Annotated in this window: 20 protein-coding genes and 5 tRNA genes; 4 read left to right on the forward strand and 21 right to left on the reverse strand. The window is 38.2% G+C overall.

Annotated features, from left to right (window positions below; translation table 11 throughout):
• Together HMPREF9257_RS02575 and HMPREF9257_RS02580 are read right to left on the reverse strand one after the other, a co-directional pair.
• Complete coding sequence (locus HMPREF9257_RS02575) at positions 1 to 2,139, reverse strand: ABC transporter ATP-binding protein (RefSeq protein ID WP_006417723.1); 2,139 nt, start codon at positions 2,137 to 2,139, stop codon at positions 1 to 3.
• A gap of 11 nt (positions 2,140 to 2,150) precedes the next feature.
• Positions 2,151 to 2,591, reverse strand: a complete 441-nt coding sequence (locus HMPREF9257_RS02580; RefSeq protein ID WP_006417859.1) for a MarR family winged helix-turn-helix transcriptional regulator — start codon at positions 2,589 to 2,591, stop codon at positions 2,151 to 2,153.
• A 180-nt stretch (positions 2,592 to 2,771) separates the two neighbouring features.
• Here HMPREF9257_RS02580 and HMPREF9257_RS02585 point away from each other — a divergent pair, with 180 nt between their 5' ends.
• Positions 2,772 to 3,437 (forward strand): membrane lipoprotein lipid attachment site-containing protein, encoded by a 666-nt coding sequence (locus HMPREF9257_RS02585; protein WP_006417840.1) that lies wholly within the window; start codon positions 2,772 to 2,774, stop codon positions 3,435 to 3,437.
• Between the two features lie 104 nt (positions 3,438 to 3,541).
• On the opposite strand, the gene HMPREF9257_RS02590 is transcribed toward HMPREF9257_RS02585, so the two are convergent.
• From HMPREF9257_RS02590 to HMPREF9257_RS02625, 8 genes are all read right to left on the reverse strand, one after another.
• Positions 3,542 to 3,745: a transposase gene (locus HMPREF9257_RS02590; protein ID WP_006417745.1), complete on the reverse strand. Its 204-nt coding sequence runs from the start codon at positions 3,743 to 3,745 to the stop codon at positions 3,542 to 3,544.
• Between the two features lie 122 nt (positions 3,746 to 3,867).
• Complete coding sequence (locus HMPREF9257_RS02595; RefSeq protein WP_006417935.1) at positions 3,868 to 5,115, reverse strand: RNA polymerase factor sigma-54; 1,248 nt, start codon at positions 5,113 to 5,115, stop codon at positions 3,868 to 3,870.
• A 69-nt stretch (positions 5,116 to 5,184) separates the two neighbouring features.
• Complete coding sequence (cls, locus tag HMPREF9257_RS02600; RefSeq protein WP_006417930.1) at positions 5,185 to 6,747, reverse strand: cardiolipin synthase; 1,563 nt, start codon at positions 6,745 to 6,747, stop codon at positions 5,185 to 5,187.
• Between the two features lie 9 nt (positions 6,748 to 6,756).
• The gene (locus HMPREF9257_RS02605; RefSeq protein WP_006417796.1) at positions 6,757 to 7,566 is read right to left on the reverse strand and encodes a beta/alpha barrel domain-containing protein; all 810 of its coding nucleotides are present in this window, start codon (positions 7,564 to 7,566) and stop codon (positions 6,757 to 6,759) included.
• 90 nt (positions 7,567 to 7,656) lie between these two features.
• Positions 7,657 to 7,995, reverse strand: a complete 339-nt coding sequence (locus HMPREF9257_RS02610; protein WP_006417925.1) for an ArsR/SmtB family transcription factor — start codon at positions 7,993 to 7,995, stop codon at positions 7,657 to 7,659.
• Between the two features lie 23 nt (positions 7,996 to 8,018).
• Positions 8,019 to 8,747 (reverse strand): CPBP family intramembrane glutamic endopeptidase, encoded by a 729-nt coding sequence (locus HMPREF9257_RS08700; protein WP_006417775.1) that lies wholly within the window; start codon positions 8,745 to 8,747, stop codon positions 8,019 to 8,021.
• 21 nt (positions 8,748 to 8,768) lie between these two features.
• On the reverse strand, positions 8,769 to 9,467 hold the full coding sequence (locus HMPREF9257_RS02620; RefSeq protein ID WP_006417742.1) for an HAD family hydrolase: 699 nt from the start codon (positions 9,465 to 9,467) through the stop codon (positions 8,769 to 8,771).
• 246 nt (positions 9,468 to 9,713) lie between these two features.
• Positions 9,714 to 10,505, reverse strand: coding sequence for an ICP22 family protein (locus HMPREF9257_RS02625; RefSeq protein ID WP_006417932.1), 792 nt, complete (start codon positions 10,503 to 10,505; stop codon positions 9,714 to 9,716).
• A 144-nt stretch (positions 10,506 to 10,649) separates the two neighbouring features.
• Between HMPREF9257_RS02625 and nagB the strand changes: the two genes are divergently transcribed.
• Entirely contained in the window at positions 10,650 to 11,354 is a 705-nt protein-coding gene (gene nagB, locus HMPREF9257_RS02630; protein ID WP_006417816.1) for a glucosamine-6-phosphate deaminase, read from the forward strand.
• 162 nt (positions 11,355 to 11,516) lie between these two features.
• On the forward strand, positions 11,517 to 12,344 hold the full coding sequence (locus tag HMPREF9257_RS02635; RefSeq protein WP_006417907.1) for a helix-turn-helix transcriptional regulator: 828 nt from the start codon (positions 11,517 to 11,519) through the stop codon (positions 12,342 to 12,344).
• A 137-nt stretch (positions 12,345 to 12,481) separates the two neighbouring features.
• Here HMPREF9257_RS02635 and HMPREF9257_RS02640 read toward each other — a convergent pair whose 3' ends face one another.
• From HMPREF9257_RS02640 to HMPREF9257_RS02660, 6 genes are all read right to left on the reverse strand, one after another.
• Complete coding sequence (locus tag HMPREF9257_RS02640) at positions 12,482 to 13,393, reverse strand: putative RNA methyltransferase (protein ID WP_006417721.1); 912 nt, start codon at positions 13,391 to 13,393, stop codon at positions 12,482 to 12,484.
• Positions 13,394 to 13,545: 152 nt separating this feature from the next.
• Complete coding sequence (glmM, locus tag HMPREF9257_RS02645) at positions 13,546 to 14,904, reverse strand: phosphoglucosamine mutase (protein ID WP_006417931.1); 1,359 nt, start codon at positions 14,902 to 14,904, stop codon at positions 13,546 to 13,548.
• 38 nt (positions 14,905 to 14,942) lie between these two features.
• The gene (locus tag HMPREF9257_RS02650) at positions 14,943 to 16,004 is read right to left on the reverse strand and encodes a CdaR family protein (protein WP_006417888.1); all 1,062 of its coding nucleotides are present in this window, start codon (positions 16,002 to 16,004) and stop codon (positions 14,943 to 14,945) included.
• Complete coding sequence (cdaA, locus tag HMPREF9257_RS02655) at positions 15,991 to 16,857, reverse strand: diadenylate cyclase CdaA (protein WP_245526819.1); 867 nt, start codon at positions 16,855 to 16,857, stop codon at positions 15,991 to 15,993. The genes HMPREF9257_RS02650 and cdaA overlap by 14 nt, the downstream gene beginning before the upstream one ends.
• Before the next feature lie 96 nt (positions 16,858 to 16,953).
• Positions 16,954 to 17,208: a membrane protein insertion efficiency factor YidD gene (gene yidD, locus HMPREF9257_RS08920; protein ID WP_081453717.1), complete on the reverse strand. Its 255-nt coding sequence runs from the start codon at positions 17,206 to 17,208 to the stop codon at positions 16,954 to 16,956.
• Between the two features lie 11 nt (positions 17,209 to 17,219).
• Positions 17,220 to 17,825: a TVP38/TMEM64 family protein gene (locus HMPREF9257_RS02660; RefSeq protein WP_006417740.1), complete on the reverse strand. Its 606-nt coding sequence runs from the start codon at positions 17,823 to 17,825 to the stop codon at positions 17,220 to 17,222.
• Between the two features lie 131 nt (positions 17,826 to 17,956).
• On the opposite strand from HMPREF9257_RS02660, the gene HMPREF9257_RS02665 reads away from it, so the two are divergent.
• Positions 17,957 to 19,051, forward strand: a complete 1,095-nt coding sequence (locus HMPREF9257_RS02665) for a M24 family metallopeptidase (RefSeq protein ID WP_006417902.1) — start codon at positions 17,957 to 17,959, stop codon at positions 19,049 to 19,051.
• An 86-nt stretch (positions 19,052 to 19,137) separates the two neighbouring features.
• Here the strand turns inward: HMPREF9257_RS02665 and HMPREF9257_RS02670 are convergent.
• The 5 genes from HMPREF9257_RS02670 to HMPREF9257_RS02690 form a co-directional block, all read right to left on the reverse strand.
• Positions 19,138 to 19,211: transfer RNA gene (locus HMPREF9257_RS02670), tRNA-Arg, on the reverse strand.
• 95 nt (positions 19,212 to 19,306) lie between these two features.
• Positions 19,307 to 19,380: transfer RNA gene (locus tag HMPREF9257_RS02675), tRNA-Arg, on the reverse strand.
• Between the two features lie 6 nt (positions 19,381 to 19,386).
• Positions 19,387 to 19,472 (reverse strand) — tRNA-Leu (locus HMPREF9257_RS02680).
• A gap of 14 nt (positions 19,473 to 19,486) precedes the next feature.
• Positions 19,487 to 19,558: transfer RNA gene (locus tag HMPREF9257_RS02685), tRNA-Gly, on the reverse strand.
• Positions 19,559 to 19,568: 10 nt separating this feature from the next.
• Positions 19,569 to 19,641, reverse strand: a tRNA-Thr gene (locus HMPREF9257_RS02690).
• Between the last annotated feature and the right edge of the window lie 136 nt (positions 19,642 to 19,777).

The raw sequence follows: 19,777 nt of genomic DNA on the forward strand, positions 1-19,777 counted from the left end.
TTAGACCTCCTTTTCTTGTTTGTGCGCCTGGGCTGCTAGCTCTGCTTGCGAAAGTTGTGATTCTGCAATTTCGCGGTAAACGGCCGATTTTTCCATTAAGTCAAGGTGACGGCCAATGCCATCAATCCGGCCTTCATCCAGCACAATAATTTGATCAGCATCTAGGATAGTTGAAATCCGCTGCGCCACTATAATAACGGTGGCATCTTTGACCGTTTCATTCAATGCCTTTCTTAATGAGGCATCGGTCCGATAATCTAAAGCAGAAAAAGAATCATCAAACAAGTAAATTTCTGGTCGTTTAGCAATCGCTCTGGCAATAGAGAGTCTTTGTTTTTGTCCCCCTGAGATATTGGTCCCACCTTGGGCAATGGCTGCTTGCATCCCCTCTTCTTTTTCATTAATAAATTCACTGGCATGGGCAATCTCAGCCGCTTCTTTTAATTGGTTTTGTTCTATGTCAGGAAGGCCAAAGCCAATATTAGAAGCAATGGTCCCTGAAAATAAGACACCCTTTTGAGGCACATAGCCAATATGGCGACGGAGATCCGCTAATTTTAGGTTGCGAATATCTTGACCATCAATTAATATTTGACCCTCACTGACATCATAGTAGCGCATCAAAAGATTTAGAATGGTTGATTTACCTGAGCCAGTTGACCCAATAATCGCGGTGGTCTGACCTGGATGAGCCACAAAATCAATATCGGTTAGAGCCTTTTCATCTGCCCCTTCATAAGTAAAATCAACATGGTTAAAGGTCACTTGACCTTTCACTTGCTTAGCTTCTAAACTGAGCGCTTGTGGCTGGTCATAGATCGAGAAAGGCTCCTCTAGAACAGCATCAATCCGGCCTAAGGCCACCAATGACCGGGGAAACATCATTGACATATTCGATAACATCACGAAAGAAATAAGGATTTGCATAGAATATGAAATAAAGGCCATCATTTGGCCTACTTGCATAGTTCCTCCCGCGATTTGTTGACTCCCATTCCAGACAATGAGAATCGAAGACGCATCCAAGACAAATATCATAAAGGGCATCATCATCGACATAACCCGACCTGAGAATAAGTGATTTTGTTGCAGTTCATAATTAGCTGTATCAAACCGCTTGCCCTCATAGTCTTGGCGACCAAAAGTACGAATAACTTGAATGCCAGTAATTACCTCACGGGCAATTAAATTAACTCGGTCAAAGAGACCCTGAATACGACGAAAGCGTGGCATGGTTAACTTAAAGAGCACAAAAACCATCACGGCAATAACCGCAATAGACAAACCTAAAATCCAAATAATATTCGGTTGGATTCCAAATAAGTAGATTAAACCACCACTGGCAACAATGGGTGAAAAAATCATAATCCGCAGGAATAGGGTCACCATCATTTGGATTTGTTGCACATCATTGGTAGTCCGAGTGATTAAAGAAGCTGAAGAAAATTTTTCGATTTCATGGTCAGAAAATCTCAAGACTTTATCAAATAATTGTTTCCGAATACGATAACCAAAATCGGCCCCCACCTTAGCCGCTAAGTAAAAGGCTAAAACTGCGGATGAAATGGTCACTAAAGTAATCCCTAACATGAGAAAGCCTTTGCCAAAGAGATAATCAAATTGTACCTTATTAGGGTTAAGCCCAGCATCAGCATACATTTGAATGGCTGCTTGAACTCCTTGACTCGTCACATAGGTCAAACCTGAAATAGAGGCTTGCTTCTGCAAGGCGTCTCTTTCTTTACTGATTAACGTTTGATCACTAAAGGCTTGGGCTTGGTCAGAATAAACTAACCGTTGGTAAAGGGCAAGGGGAATAGCTAAATCTTCTTCCAGCGAAGTCAGTTGTTCCTTACTTGAAACTTGGTCTTTCAAATGAAAGACTCCATCTGTTCCCCGGTAATAAGCCTTTTCAACTTGGCTGGGGTTCTCTAATAAGGATTGTAAATTCTGATAATCTTCTTGTGACATAGCTAAGGGCACAGCATATTCAAAGCCCTTAGCCTGAATCCCCACATCGACCAAGCCTGAAGTGTAGGTAGGCAAGAGTAAAGTAGAGTAGGCTTGAACTACATGGGCGACTAAAATAATAGCAATAATTTTCCAAAATGGTTTAAGATATTTTACTAATAGTTGCATAAATTTCCTCCTTACAATGATTTTTTATTTTGATTTACTCGGTCAATAAATTGATAACCCACCCTTAGGAATGTTTCCAGGTCTTCTGGCTTAATTTCAGCAAGATAATCAGCCATGTAAGCTGCGCTCTTGTCCTTAATCTGGGTCCATTCTTTTAAGCCTTGGTCAGTCACTTTAAGGTAGACCGTCCGCCGATCACTATCCTTTGATACACGCTGGAGCCAACCCTTTTGAGTCAAATGTTTAACGGTTCTGGAAATAGCCGCTGGGGATATGTTAGATTTCTCAGCTAAGCTACCAATCGTATATAAATCTTGCCCCGTTTGTTGAGCTCTTATAATATCTCCTAAGAAAAAAAACTCACTTCGCGTCATAACATCACTGAATTCAAATAACTGGAGTTTAGTAAAGTCACGTTTAAAATGAAAAACGGCATCCACATAATCTCTCATACCTAACCTCCTAATAATTTCTTAACAATGTTAACTATTAACCTAGTTAAGTATAGAGATTTATTTTCATTTTTGCAAGTCCCCTATCTAACTTTGCCATCAATCTGTTACTCTCCTGTTATTGGGAAACGGTCAGTTTTCTGTTATAATAAACCACAATGATTCAGAAAGGATTCGATTATGAAAAAAACGATACTTTATTTAACTAGCCTAATAGTCTTGAGCGGTTGTAGCTTCTTCCAAGAAAACAGTCCTGCACAAAGTTCCAAACAAAGCAGTGAGATCCAGGCAGTAAGCTCTGAAGCTAGCCAAGAGAGAACAAACGAAAGCCAGGTAGACCAAACTAATGAAGGACCTGTATTCCAAGAAGAGGAACTTTCTAGTACAAACCTACCTCAATCTTCATTGGATGAGTCGGTTAATTATCAAGAACTACGGGATGCCGTTAACCAATATTATGACCAAGAAGTCGACTCTGAAGTCAAAGAACTTAATCAAGAACCTATTGCTGAGGATGACCTAGAAAATCTCCAATATGTATTTGATAACAACGACCAATATAAAGACCTAGGTGTCCAAGTTGACCAAGTTAAAATTCCACTCGGTGGCACTGATAATTATGTCGTTCGCTTAATCGTAGCTGATTCCTATGCTGCAACTGAAGCAAAGGTTGAAGGAGCGGATATTTTATTACTTAACGAAAGCTTTGCTCAGACTGCTCCCGACCGTTTAGTATTATTAGAATATTTTGATCAAGAAGCTGGCACAATTATTCCAATGCATTTATCTACCTCTAATCAAACGATTTTTTACAATCAAGTCGAAGAGGATAAGTTGAACCAATAATTTGCTTAGCATGAATGACCACTTTGACTTATAGCCAAAAAAGAACCATCCCATGGATTCTATAGTGACCCCCTAAAGTTGGACCAGAGAGATGAGTACATATTTTATGTACTTGTCTCTCTTATTTTTTTGTTTTGGCAAGCGCCTTTTAATCCTTCAATTCCAAACGCTTGGTAGGCATTATCCCAAACCTCAATTTGAAAAGAAGACTTAAATTTATATTTTTTACCTAATAATCCATACCCAATCGTATTCGAAAGATATTCTACGACGACTTTCATTTTGAAATCTAAGCTATATTTAGCCATACAAAGACCCCCTAAAGTTGGATTTTTTGGTCCAACTTTAGGGGGGGCACTCCATTCAATCTCCAATGGAAATGGTTCTTTTATTTATCACAAATTAAATGGTCAACTCATCAAGTAAAATCTTAGAGACTTTTCCGGTAATTGGCTACAATAGCTTTACTGATATATATATCCTCAGCTGCTAAAGCTGATACCACTTGATCATCCGTTAGACTTTGATCTGATGATTGAATAATCTCAACCATCCGGTCTTTAATGGAATCAAAAGTCCGGCTATCTCTACCTTTAGTCGCTGCAACTGTAATGAAATCAGCTAAGCGGAAGATCCTTCCTTCAAATTCCAAGTGTTTATGATTTAAGATTCGATATAATAAAGGTTCTGAAAAACCAGTCAAGGTCATCAGTTGTCGCATAGATAAAGAATGGCGACGATCAATATTTTGCAAATAAGCACCTTGACCCTCAATTAAATGAGTCGCCACCATGACAAGAATTTCTTGTCTTAATTGTAAGGTTACTTGTAAATAATCATACTCAGCAGCCTTATTCTCAATATAAGATTTGACTTCTAAATCTTCCTCTTGAGCCATCCGGTCAAAATAATCTTGCTTAAAGCTAACCAAAACATGGTTTTTGGCTAAGTAATTAATTTTTAGTTGGCCATCCACTAGCTTAGCTGCCAAATCAGGTACGGCTTCTTGCCCTTCATCAGCACTAAAGAGTTGGGCAGGCGACCGGTATAATCCCGCATAGTATTTCACACACTGGCTGATTTCTGCTTCTGAAAAGGGACTTTCTTGGTTAATTTTAGCATAATCCTTCGCCCTTAATTCCTCAAAGAAAACTTCTAGTAAATAATAAGCGGGTTCAGGAGCATTACTATCTTGTTCGGTTTGTAACATCAAGGCTTCCTTTAGGTCATAAGCCCCGACCCCAACCGGCTCTAAATTCTGTAATAAGGTGACGGCATCCATTACCAAATAGTTATCTGCGCCTAAGTCTTGACTTAATTGATCAATTGTATAGGGCAAAAAGCCGTCTTCATCAAGCAAAGGAACTAATTCTAACATCAAATCCCGGATAGGAGTTTGACGATACAAGAGAATCTGTTCATATAAATAGGATTCCAAGGTTTGTGAGGGCTGAATCATAGCAATTTGCTTATCCAAAGCCTTTACCTTTAAACCTCGACTATTATTTTCAAGGGGGTAATTTAAGTGGATAAAAGGATTATCCAATACATAATCCTCCAAAAAATAAGTTAATTGTTCTGCATTTAAAGCCAACAAGTCCATTAGCAGGGTATTATCTTGAATGGCTTTTACATTTAGATCTTCTAAATAAGCAGGTAAACCATTTGCTTGCTTCATATTGGCAATCCTCCTCCTTCTAGTACTTTTATACTATTATAAGCTATCTTAATGAAAGCGTCCAACATCTTAGACAAAGGGTGCGATAATCCGCAAAATTGCATCCCACATGGCCCCAAAAAAACTAGGTCTAACATCTGTAATAAACACTTCTCTTGAAATTGCTTGAGATTCTTCAAAGTCAGAGCGAATAGCTTTAATTTCGGGATGGAAATACATAATTGTCCCGGTCTCAAAGTGAAGATAGAGTGACCGATAATCTAAATTAATCGTTCCAACCACAGCAACCTTGTCGTCAGAAACAAAAGATTTAGCATGGAGGAATCCGGGACTATACTCAAAAATACGTACACCCGCCTCTAAAAGGGGCCGGTAGAATGACCGGGTCATTCGGAAAACCACTTTTTTATCTGGAATCCCAGGCGTCATTAAACGAACATCCACCCCACGTTGAACGGCATTGACTAAGGCTTGCTGCATTTCATAAGAAATGACTAAATAGGGTGTATAAATATAAACATAATCAACCGCTAAATTCAAAATCTGACGGTAGGTATTCTCGCCTACTGGATTAGAATCTAAGGGGTCATCCCCATAGGGTTGGATAAAATGGGTGGCTGACTCCGATGCCAATGAAGAACCTGCTTTAGTTTCAAGCAAATCCTTAGGTGCAAAAGCCAGATAAGAATCTTCCTCTCCTTTAAAAGCATTCCACATGGCCAAAAATAAGCTAGTATAAGACCAAACTGCCTGCCCTTGGACCCGAATTACAGTATCCTTCCAGTAACCAAAACGTTCGACCACATTAATATATTCATCCGCCAGATTAATCCCACCTGTATAGCCAATTTCATCATCAATAATAATAAACTTACGATGGTCACGGGTATTATAAACCATGGACACCAAAAGACGGACCGGATTAAACTTTAAGGCTTTGATGCCATCCGCTGCCAATAAATCAACAAAATTATCGGGAAGCCGGGTAATCGAACCAAAATCATCATAGATAAACCGAACATCTAATCCTTCAGCCGCCTTGGCTTTAAGTATTTCATAGATTTGATCAAACATTTGCCCATATTCAACAATAAAAAATTCAATAAAAATATTTTTCTTAGCAGAACGTAAATCAGTTAATAGCTGATCCATCACTGATTCGCCATTTTTAAAATAATTCAAATGACTATTTTTATAAAGGGGAGCATCTGCAGTGTCATTAATGTATTGACTCAAACCTGCCAAGCGACAGTCTTGTGCCGCTAACTGATCCGTCACATCAGGAACCAGGTCTTTCGCTTGGTCAAGCGCAGGCCTTTGCGATTCAATCTGCTTGCGTAACCCTTGTGTCGGCCGCTTATTTCCCAAGGAGAGATAAAGAACCCCACCAAAGAGCGGCATCAAAGCAATGATAATAATCCAAGATAAACGGTAAGCTGGACTTTCGTCTTTTAAAATGAGATACAGAATCATCAAAATAGAAGACAGGGTAAAAATCCACTCAATATAGGGGGAATATTTAACAATCTCGGTAAAAACACTTAAGTACCAAATAATTTGGACTAAAAAAGCAATACCAATATAAATAACTCTTTCTATGGGGGGGCGTCCCTTGGGAAGTTTCATACTCATCTTATTAGCCTAATTTCTATAATTATCCATAACTTTGGCGAAAATTTCACCTGAAGTCGGTGGTGTATAAGTAATCGCATTGGCACCGGCTGCAATTGTTTGGCGGATCGATTCTCCACCAGGACCACCGGTTGCAATAATCGGTACCACATTTCCTACCTCAGACCGGATTAACTTTACTAAATCCGCAGTTTGAGCACCTGCTGAGACATTTAACATATCTGCCCCTGCATTTAATTTTCCAATATAATCGTCCTTACTTGAGGCTATCGTTGCAATTAAAGGAATTTCGATCACCCGGTTCATTTCCGCAATCACTTCATTTTTCATAGGGGCATTTACTACTACCCCATAAGCACCCAGTTGTTCTGCATGGAAGGCGATATTAATGGACCGTTGTCCTGAGGTTGTACCGCCACCTACGCCTAAGAATACCGGCACAGATGCCACATTGACGATAGATTGCATAATGGCATATTGGGGTGTAAAAGGATAGACAGCAATAATTGACTGAGCATCACTATTACGAATAATAGCCACGTCAGTAGTAAACATGATGGATTTAATCCGTTTGCCAAAAATTTTAATACCAGATGCCTGATAAATTTCTTCTGGCATTTCTACAATCCGACTCCGTAAACGGGAGTGGTATTCAGGAATATACAAGCCCTTACGGCGTGGGGGTAAACTTTCTTCTTCTGGTGAAAAAACCAGTTCGAGCTCATTATTTTTATCCAATTCGGTTCGGACAAATTCTTGTTCTATATTTTTTTGATTTTTTAAATAGGCTTCTAAATCAAAATGTTCATCATGGGTCATAAGACACCTCCAATAATCTAAATTGCTACTACTAGAATAATAAAAGAAAGACATGCATTCAACCAAAAGATTTCATGCATGTCCTAATAATTAAATAGATGCCGCTTCGAGTAATTGTTTAACCTGAACATCTTCAATCCAATAGAGCACATGTTTTCCTTTCTTCTTGGATTCAATAAAGTTATTCTTGCGTAAGGTAATCAAGTGATGCGAAGTTGTCGCAACCGTCGCATCAATAATCCGTGAAATCTCATAAACACATAATTCGTCATGCTGTAATAAAATTTCTAAGATTTTCAAGCGATTCTGATCACCTAGCACCTTAAACAAATTTGCTTTTTTTTCAAGCTCTGCATTACAACAATAAGACGAAAATTCATCTGCTTTTTTATCAATTACTTTATCGTCTAATATTTGGTAGTCTTCCATAGATTCATCATCTTCCTTCATTATTATATAAATAGCATCGCTATTGCCGCAATAAAATTCTGTAACATGTGAACCATAATAGCATATTCAATGCGCCGGGTCTTTAAATAAACAAAAGTAATTCCTAGGGATAAGATAAAATAGGTCATAAAATCAGTGATATTAGCGGGGCCATGTAAAAATACAAAGAAGAGAACCGCCACAAGGGCACCAACCCAAGGATATTTCGGTAAAATATAAGTCATGACCATACCGCGACAGATAATTTCTTCCACAATAGGAGCTGCAATCACTACCATAAAGAAGAAGATGGGATACGGTAGGACTCCTAACATAGACTCAACCGCCGCCTGATTATCGGGTCCTGCATATTCTGGTTGTAACCAAGTCACTAGACCAGAAAAAAGAATCTCTAGTAAATACATAAAGACGAAAATCTTCAAAGTCCATTTAACCTTATCGCCCTCAAAATGGAGTCCTTTTAATAAGGGAAGCTGAAATAACTTAAGTAATAATAAGACAAGTAATACTAAGGCAATTTCCTTCAGTAAAAACAAGATTGGATTTGCAGTCATGGCAGCCAGAGCTTCAGTGACCGATGCGACGGATTGATCTGGCAAATTATTCAACATCAAGCTAATTTCTGCTGCCGTTCGAATCACAAAATAAATAATAATAACTAAAAGACCGCGCCACCAAGTTTCAGACCAAGAAACCGACCAAGGCTGGCCCAACTTTTTCAAATCATTCATAACTAACCCTTCCTTCTCAAATTATAATGTATCAAGTAATGTAAATAATTGATACAAATCTGTAATCCAATAATCTGCTTTCGCTAAATAAGAACTTTTATGGCCTTTCGGATCATAAGCAATCGCCGCTTGGGTTAATGAACCGTAGACCATATCTACTTCTGAATCCCCTACATACACCATATCTGCTAAATTCAAATTAAATTTCGCCGCTAAAGCCAGTAACGCGTCGGGTTCGGGCTTAGCCGGGAATTCATCGGCACAAGCAATAAAATCAAAGAAATCATAGATTCCTGCCTGCTTTAAGATATAGTCAGTAAGGATCCGAGAGTCGTTTGTCACTAAAGCAAGTATATAATCTTGACTGAGCTGACTTAAAACTTCCAATACCCCAGGATTTAATTGGATAACTTGGGGATGGGCCTGGATAAATTTTAAATAAATTTGAGTCAGGGTTTTCTCTACCCTAAACTTGTTTCGCTTACCCATCAGTTGGGTAAAAAATTCAGCTTGTTGGCCGATACTAGCTGTAGCAAATAAGGAATTAGCTTGAACTCTACCATTTACAATTCCTAAGCTTGTTTTTACCTGGGCACGTTCGACTTCACTTAATTGGGTTTGGTTCAAGAAAAACTCACTAATCTCAACCGCTGGTTGGTCCCAAGCATTACTTAATGCCAAGAGGGTCCCGTCTTTATCGAAAACAATTGCTTTTACCATGGGCAACCTCCCTTACTAGTATCTTATCATATTATAACTACAAAAAACCTAAAATTGCCCCGAAATCATCATATAAGCAAAAAATATTCGTAATTATTACGAATAAAAGGATAAGCCATACTAAGTTGATGATATCTTTCAATAAAATTAAAAAAAGTTCATGTGATCAAAGGGAAACCCATTGAAAAAGTAAAAGGAGCTAGACTATTTTCCCAGCTCCTTTTTGTTTCAATTTAATATTAAGACTTACCATTCTGTAATTAGACAGTAGACGTAGGTTAAAATTATAGCAGGATTTAAAGGATGCCCAAGTTGTGACTCATACCGCTTCGCTTGTAAAAGTGTTTGACGCATCGTTATATTCCCTGCTCCTTGAACATCTGTTATCGCATTAAATAAAATTTGTGGTCGTTGTGCGATTAACTTAAAGAAAGCTAAGGGTTTGAGACAAGGTGCGATCCCTTTTTGAAGTGAGTGTGTTAATTTCTGACTTATCCGCGTTAATTCCTTATCTTCTTTTGATAAAGAAGCCAATGATACTTCTAAAGTTGGGGCCGTCTGGATAGCTGAAGAATCAGAATTAGTTTTATTCTTTGTTTCATCTGAATTAGAGGAAGATTCATCCTGATTTGTACTTTTTGGGGATGGTTTCGATTCTTGAGACTGTGATTCTTTCTCTTGACTAGCAGACTGACTTTCATCAGTCGCAGGGTTTTCGTTTGAACCAGAGGTTTCATCCCCTTCGGTTACATCATCATTTTTTTCATCATAATTTTTTGGTGGCTCTGGCTGAGGGGGAGTAGACCCTGATTCACTAGGTTTACCAAAAGATTCCTCAAAACTACCTCGTTCTTCTTCATTCATATGTGTTTTATCAGACTGGTCACTTTCAGCATTCCTATTGCTTTCATCTTTATTTTTGACGTTATTTTCTATATTTGCCCCACTTGAAGCAGATTCTTGGGCAGAAAGAGCAGGCACACTAATGAATAAAAATAAAAAAGATGTAAGAATAATTATATGTGTTTTTTTAGACATCAATGTATCTCCTTTCTCCTCTTATACTTATCTAAGTGTAAGTTTACCATAAAGTCATTCATATTGGTAAAAATTACCTTTTTGTAGCATTAATTTCATATTTTATTTATAATTAATATGAAAATAACATACGGAGGTAATAAAATGGAAATAATTGTCTTAGATAGTGTCGAAGCAATCGGTAAGAAAGCTGCCGAAATTGTAAAAGAAACTTTAATAACTGGCCAAGAAAATTTTGGTCTCGCCACTGGATCCTCACCGGAAGGACTTTATAAAGAATTACGTGAGTCGGATTTAGATTTTAGCCAGGCTACTTCAGTCAATTTGGATGAATATGTAGGACTCGGGGCTAACCATCCCCAATCCTATGCTTATTTTATGCAAGAGCAATTATTTGATAGCAAACCCTTTAAAGCTTCTTATCTACCTAATGGACTCAATTCAAATGAAAGCGATGAAATTTCGCGTTATGAAGCCATCCTAAAAGAACATCCAATTGATTTACAAATCCTAGGAATTGGCACGAATGGACATATTGGTTTTAATGAACCAGGATCATCCTTCCAAAGCGTCACCCATAAAGTTAACTTAACCCCATCAACCATTGAGGCCAATAAGCGTTTCTTTGAATCAGCTGACCAAGTTCCAAGTCAAGCTTACTCCATGGGGATTAAATCCATCATGCAAGCAAAAAAAATAGTCTTAATCGCCTTTGGCAAAAATAAAGCCGATGCAATCGCTGGCATGATCGAAGGGCCGGTTACTGAAGACCTGCCTGCTTCAATTTTACAAAAACATCCAAATGTTACTGTCTTATTGGATTCAGCAGCAGCTAGTAAACTTAGTTAATAGATAGCTATCATTATTACTAATAAAGATATTAAAAATTATTATATTTTTCATTAATTTTTTTAGTTTTTTTAGCTTTTTACTATTTACAAGTTGACTTGATATAGTATTATAATGGGGTGAGAATAAATTTAAACTTTATCATAAAAAGGAGGACCATTCATGTACATTTCAAATGTAAACTCTGCGTCTATTAGTCTTAAGTCAATCGAAATGCAACATATTGCGACTGAGAATAATTATACAATTCAGTCATTTGATGATTTAGCCATGATTTATATTAACAAGGGTGCCGCAAATTTTGACAATGGCAAAGAGATTTATGAAATTAAAAAACGTGACTTTATTATTTTAAACCCTAACCATGAAATTACAATTGAACCGGTCCGCAAGTTAGAATGGATTCGGATTGACGTGGATGGTATTCTTTTCACCTCATCTCTCGAAATCAATTCAGCTGAACAACTTTTTATTATTAATGACGCCTACCGAACCATCAAATACTATCTTGATCTGGCTTTATTAGAGTCAGAAAATCGTTTCCGTGGCTCAGATATTATCTTGAAACGGCTCCTAGAATGTATTATGGTGCATATTTTACGGAACAACCATTTATCAATCAAGGACTCCAGTATTCAAATTAAAAATAATGAAATTGAATTAATCCAACAATTTATCCGCGGTAACTATAAAGAAAAAATCACCCTTGATCAATTAGCTGATTTGGTAGAGATTAACAAATACTATCTAATTCGACTCTTTAAACAAAAAACCGGCTTATCCCCGATTGACTATTTAATCCATGTTCGTTTATCAGAAGCTGAAAAACTGCTATCACAAACCAATACCAATATCTCTGATATTTCTGATATTGTCGGCTTTCATTCTCCTTCTCACTTCTCTAAAACATTTAGAGAAAATAATCATATGACCCCTTCCGCTTACCGTAAACTATACAAAAACCGGACCGGCGTTGTAACCGGCGAATAAGTCTATAAAATAAATAGAGGGAAGAATTATCAACAGATAATTCTTCCCTCTATTTTTAATTTAAAGCTTGACTCCTTGGTCTTTAAGTCAGATCCATAATAAAGCAAAGTTATACTCTAATTCATTTTCAGCTTTGCTTATAAATCAGCAGTTAACAGTGTCCAAGAAAGTGTGACTGTTCCTTTATCTAATAAGCGGTTTAGCAATTCTGCTTGTTCTTCGGGCGCTAAATCCCAGGTTAGGGGTGTCATAGTAATTAGAGCCTGAGCCATTGGGGGGGTTAAATCAAGCTCTGCTTGGATTTTTTGGCTTTGACCTTCTCTAAAATGTTCCCTAAAAATATCAATCACCGCTTGGTTATCATAAGATTCATAATCCTTACCACGAATTAATGTTAGTTCATGGCGAATTTCTTTAAGATAATCTGGATTGGGAATTAACTTAAGTAAAATAGCTCCTGCTTGGCTCGCTGCAATCCGTTTAAATTCATCATAATTAGCGGGGGATAAAATTGATAAGATAATATGACAAGAATCATCTTTAAAGGGTAGGTGACTAATGTCTGCTACCAAAGGAAGAAAATCGCCCACGTAATCCGTCGCCAGTTGAACTCCCTGCCGGGATAAGTCAAGCCCATATACATGAGAATGAGCCGGTAAAGTCGGTAGGATTTGTGCCAAATGGCTTCCCTCTCCCATACCGGCATCAATGATGGTAGGTGGTTGCCCTAGTTTTTCACAAAAGTTAAGGATTATTTGTTTAATCTCGCTCATTGCCGACTCAAAGAGACCATACTCTTGGATGACAGTACGGCGAGCCGTCCATAAATCATGCTGATACTTACTGTCCTGATGGACTGAAGTTAAATAAAAATATCCTTGGCGGGCGATATCAAACCGGTGGCCATTTGGACATAGCAAAGATTGATCTTGAAGAGCTAACATTTGCCCACAATGAATACAAGCTAAATCTAAGTCTGTTTGACTCAAATTATGAATGTAAGCTAAGGTCTTTTCTTTTTTACTAAGACTCGCTGATTTTTGGGTCATATAATTCCTTTCTAGCGATTAACTTATGAAAAAGCAACCACTCCAAAAAACCAGTCATTCATTCTTGCCTAGCAACTAGTTCCATTATGGTGATTGCTTATAGTTTACTTATTATTTTAATGAATAAATCCAATATATTGGGTCAAGTGAGCTTAATCCAAACCACGCTCTTGGCGGATGACTTCTGCTATCTTATCCACATATTGGCTTACTTTTTGATCAGTTGAAGCTTCCGCCATCACACGTAGTAAAGGCTCAGTCCCACTCGGTCTTACTAAAATCCGACCATCTCCTTGCATTTCGGCTTCCACCTCAGCAATAACCTCTTTAACTCTCGGTTCCTCCATCACGGTATGTTTATCACGTACCCGAACATTGACTAATTTTTGAGGGAAAATAGTCACTTGACTGGCCAAATCTTTCAAGCTTTGGCCACTTTCTTTTAAGATGGCTAATAATTGAAGGGCAGTCAGCATGCCATCACCGGTGGTATTATGGTTTAGGAAGACAATATGCCCAGATTGTTCGCCGCCTAAATTATAGTTTCCTTTGCGCATGGCTTCGACCACATAACGGTCGCCCACTTGGGTTTTCAAAGCAGTCATGCCATTTTCTTCAAGGGCCTTATGGAAACCAATGTTAGACATCACGGTAGAAACTATCGTATTGTCAGCTAAACGTCCTTTTTCCTTGAGATATGATCCACAAATGAACATAATCTTATCCCCATCGACAAGATTTCCCTCTTCATCCACCGCAATAACCCGGTCACCATCGCCATCAAAGGCCACTCCGACATAGCCAGTGTTTTCCTTAACCATTGCTTGTAAAGCCTCTGGATGAGTAGAACCAACATTTAAGTTGATATTTAAACCGTTCGGACGGTCTCCCATGGTCAGAAAATCAGCATCTAAATCAGCAAATAATTGGTTCACCAAGGGGGCCGTTGCCCCATGCGCAGCATCAACACAAACCTTAACATCAGATAAATCAGTGTTAATCGTTGTTTGTAAAAATTGAATATACTTAATCACACCTTCAGGGAATTCTTCCACAATTCCCAAACCTAAACTAGATGGACGGGGTAAGGTATCTTCTTCTTGATTCAATAAGGCTTCAATTTCTTCTTCTTGATCATCTGATAATTTATATCCATCTGAACCAAAGAACTTAATACCGTTATCATCTACGGGATTATGTGAGGCTGAAATCATAACCCCAGCCGTTACACCCTGGGTCCGAGTTAAGTAAGCTACACCTGGTGTTGAAATCACACCTAATTGCATGACATCGATTCCCACTGATAAAAGACCTGCAGTCAAGGCTGCTTCCAATACTTGGCCTGAAATCCGGGTATCACGTCCAACTAAAACCTGGGCTTTTTCTTCATTTTCTTGAGCATGTTGTAATAAAACATACCCTCCAAAGCGTCCTAATTTAAATGCTAATTCTGGAGTTAATTCTGTATTAGCAATCCCTCGTACTCCATCTGTGCCAAAATATTCTCTCATGATTGTCTCCTTTTTTCTACACTCTTATTAAAAGTTGCTTATTCAGATTCATCTTCTGTACTAGTGACTTGATTCTCTTCTGATTCTTGGCTAGCATTTGACTCACTAACCGCCTCACTAGAGATTTGACTGGATTGATTAATTGCCGACAGAGTAACCGTTACTGAAATATGCTGGTAGCTCATCTGGTCAAGCCCTTCTGGCATTTGAAGATAAGCTGTTCGTATCCCGGATTGGGTCATATCTGAAACATCAACTACTGCATCAATACTGGCTATTTGATCCAACACACTTTGGTCGCCATTAATCACAACATTTGCAACATCGGCATAAGCATATTGATAAGTATAATTTTCGGTTTGTTCTCCCTCAGGGACAATATTAATTGGAACTGATTTGCCATCCGCTGAAATAGTAACATCAGCCTTAATATCCGTTTGGTCTACATTGACATCTAGCAAGTTGCCATCGGCGTCGGCTACCTGTAGAACATAGGTTTCTGAAAATGACTCTGTCACTGGATTATTCGCGCCAATGCGAATAAATGCTCGGCTCACTTTGGCAATCTCATCGCTGCGTCCCGTTAAAGTCACTTCCTGAGGATTAACTGCGACTGAGTCAACTTGATAGCCATCAGCAATCAAATTCTTAGCTAATTCATATTCCACTTTAACTGTCTTTTGTTCTAACTTACCGATTTCTACCATAACTCTTGACGGAGTGATGCGATAATCAATTCCCTCTGGAAGTCCTTCCATAATTAATTTAACTGTTCGTTTTCCAGTATTTACCCCGGTCAAGTCTTCTGTCACGGCACGGGTATCACCAGCAGTTGCTTGATTAATTATATTTCGCGGACCTGTTAGTTCAACAGAGACTGTCTCAGGTAAGCCTGACACAAACATATCATCATCAATATCTCCCACATAGACCGGAACATTCGAAATGGTTTCTGTCACATTAACAGAAGTATTACTTTGTCGATTCGCTTGGGTAAATTGCGTATTTGATTGACTCACTGCAACATGCAAGAAAATTGCAAACAAAAGGGATACCAATCGCAAAAACCACTTGTTATCAAAAAGTTTATTCGTTTTCATGCTTGTCACCTCTTACTTTACCGGCTCCAAATATGAATTCTTTGGCAAGGGTTAAATAATCTTTACTTGCAACTTCGTCTTCTTCACGTAAAAGATAAAGTTCTAATAAACGATGTAACTCATCTTTATCAACTCCACGAACCAAAGCAGCATCTTTAACTAAGGATATATCACCTGTTTCTTCAGAAACAATTAAAACTAAGGCATCTTTTGTCTCACTTAAACCAATTCCTGCCCGGTGGCGGGTTCCTAGTTCCTTAGAAATTTGACCATTTTCTGATAGGGGAAGATAACATGACGCTGCCATAGCCTTATAGTCTTTAATGACCACCGCACCATCATGGAGGGGGGTATTTGGAATAAATATATTAATCAATAACTGATTACTGACTTCTGCATCCAAAACAATCCCTGTGTCAATGATATCTTGTAACTCATCATTACCTTCAATGGCAATGAGGGCGCCAATTTTCCGTTTAGACATATAAGATAAGGCGTACTCTAAATCCGAAATTAATTTAACATCCGGATCATTTTGCCGGTTCCGATTTTTTCGGAACATATCCCGCCCCAAAATCTCTAGAAAGCGGCGTAACTCAGGTTGGAATAAAACAATGACTGCAATAACACCCCACGATAAAATCTGGCTTAAAATCCAATCAATCGTCTGAAGTCCAATTACCTGGGCAATAAATTTAATGGCAATAAAAATAGCCAACCCCTTGAGTAAGTTCATCATCTGTGTCCCTCGTGCATAAACAATGACACGATAAATAATAAACCAGACAATTAGAATATCTAAGATCCGTACTATGGGTTTATCTAATAGGAACTGATTAAATATATCTAGCACATTTTCCCCACCTTTCATTAATCCCTTAAATTATAGCACAATTCTGCAAAACCATGAAAAAAGACTAAGCGGATTACCAAATAGTCTTACATAAGCTTACTTCTCTTCATGTGGCCGACTGCGGCGCAAAGTAAAATAATCAGGTACTGGATCATATCCCCCATGTACAAAGGGATGGCACCGTAAAATCCGCGCAATTCCCATTAAAAAACCTTTGAATGGTCCATGTTTTTCAATTGCGCCTAGCATATAATTTGAACAAGTCGGTTTATAACGACATGAAGGTGGAAAAAAAGGGGAAATTCCCCTTTGATAAAAGTGAACACATGTTATTAAAAATCGCTTAACCATTCCAAACACTCCTAATTAAATAACAAGCGATAGATAAATGAAATTGATTCAGCTGAAATAAAGGTAAAAATAAATAAGGAAATCGGCCGAAAAACTATGACTAACTTATAAAACTCCCAGAAAGTCATATCAGACAAACCGGTTATCATACAGAAAATATCATCAGGAAAAACAGGAAAAAAGAAACCCAAGGCTAACAACTTCTTATATCCTTTACCTTGGTTCATTTTACCAACATATTTTTCATAATCTGCATCCGAAATAAAGGCTTTTACAAAAGAAGAGCCAAAGCGTCGTCCTAAGTAAAAATTAATGGCTGAACCAATTAGCATCCCCAAACAATTGAGTAAAAATCCATGAACATGGCCAAAAATTAATACCCCAACGACGTTCGTTAGACCGAGGGGAATAATTGGATAGATAATTTGACTTAATTGCACAAAAAAGAAAATTATCGGGGCAAAAATCCCCATCGATAATAAAAGATGATGAAAGCCACCGTCTGGTTTAAAATAATCAGACCGGCCAATATATATAGATGCACAAATTGTAAAAATGACCCCAATGACTGTGGTATAGCGAATAATTTTTCGTTTTTGTTCTAAAGTTAATGACATCAGCAGACTCCTTAAGCTTTAATCTTATAGTCTAAAGGGTTATACTATTACTATGATTTTAGCCTAGTCTGTCATAAATTTCTAGTCATTTACTGACATTAACTAACTTGTAACAAGAAAGGAGCTTATTCATGTACCAAACGCGTATTTCTAAGCTTTGCCAAGCTCTCAAGAGCCAAAACGTTGACTATCAACTAATCTCTGATCCGGCTTCAATTAACTATCTTACCGGATATAAAACTGATCCCGGTGAACGCTTGCTCTTACTTATCTTAGCAGCCGATGGACACTTAACTTTAGTCTTAAACCAACTCTTTCCACCCGCTCAAGTTGACCCAAAAATTGAACAACTTATTTATAGTGACGGCCAACCAATCCTAAAGAAAATTGCCGCCTTACTAAGCAATGGAAAACAGGTTGGCATCGATAAAACCTGGCCAAGTCATTTCCTCCTCGACCTAATGGCCCTCAAACCCGACCTCCTTCCCCTAAACAATTCCGCAATTATTGATGACCTACGGGCCATCAAGTCGCCTGAAGAAATTGAAATTATGAAAAAAGCTTCCGCACTAAATGACCAAGCGGTTGAATTTCTCATTAGTCAGGTAGACCAAGGCTTAGCCGAAACTGAAATGGTTAAACGATTAAATGACTTCTATAAAAAGACCGGTCATAGCGGGCTTTCATTTGAACCCATCGTCGCATACGGCGCCAACGGCGCTGACCCCCACCACACAAGTTCAGATAGTTTGCCTAAAATAGGTGACTCTGTTGTCCTAGATATTGGTGGTATCTATCAAGGCTATGCTTCCGATATGACTCGAACTGTTTTCTATGGCCAAGCATCCCCAGAAGCAGTCAAAGTATATGAAACTGTCTTAGCTGCTAATCTAGCGGCACTTAATCAAGTTAAACCTGGTGTCCCCCTCAAAACCATCGATCTAGCCGCTCGTAAAATAATCGAAGATGCTGGATACGGTCCATACTTCACCCATCGAACAGGTCACTTTATTGGTCAAGAATGTCACGAAGCCGGTGATGTTGGACCATATAATGAAACACTAACCCAAGTAGGAAATGTCTTTTCAATCGAACCAGGAATCTACTTACCCAACAAATTAGGCGTAAGGATTGAAGACTTAGTCGTTGTAACCGAAGATGGCTATGAACTCTTAAACCATGCTAATAAAGAACTGCAGATTATTCCTATTGATAAAAAACAATAAAATTTGCCCTAAAACCAAACAAGGTTTTAGGGCTTTTAACTTAAAAATAAGCAAGAAAAAAACTGGTCCTTAAGACCAGTTAATAATACACCCTACAGGAGTCGAACCTGTAACCTTTTGATTCGTAGTCAAACACTCTATCCAATTGAGCTAAGGGTGCATATCATCTAATAAAGTTATTATAGCACCAATCACCAAAAAAGCAAGTAAAGATTAAATTTTTCTAATAAAAAAAACCAGAATCCTGGTCATTTATACACCCTACAGGAGTCGAACCTGTAACCTTTTGATTCGTAGTCAAACACTCTATCCAATTGAGCTAAGGGTGCATGTAGTGCCGAAGATCGGAGTCGAACCGATACGGAGTGTAACCTCCGCAGGATTTTAAGTCCTGTGCGTCTGCCTATTCCGCCACTCCGGCTTAAAAAATAAAAAAGCGGAAGACGGGGTTCGAACCCGCGACCCCCACCTTGGCAAGGTGATGTTCTACCACTGAACTACTTCCGCAAAATATTAAAGCCATTTGCCGGGATCGAACCGGCGACCTCATCCTTACCATGGATGCGCTCTACCTACTGAGCTAAAACGGCAAATTATAAAATAACTAAAATTAATAATACATAAAATTCTATCGAAAATCAATAAGATTAAAGAAAAAATTTAAATAATAATAATAAAAATGGTTAAAGAAAATAAAAAGGTAAGGCCTAAGCCCTACCGCAATAG

Source organism: Eremococcus coleocola ACS-139-V-Col8, assembly GCF_000183205.1.
GTDB classification, from domain to species: Bacteria; Bacillota; Bacilli; order Lactobacillales; family Aerococcaceae; genus Eremococcus; species Eremococcus coleocola.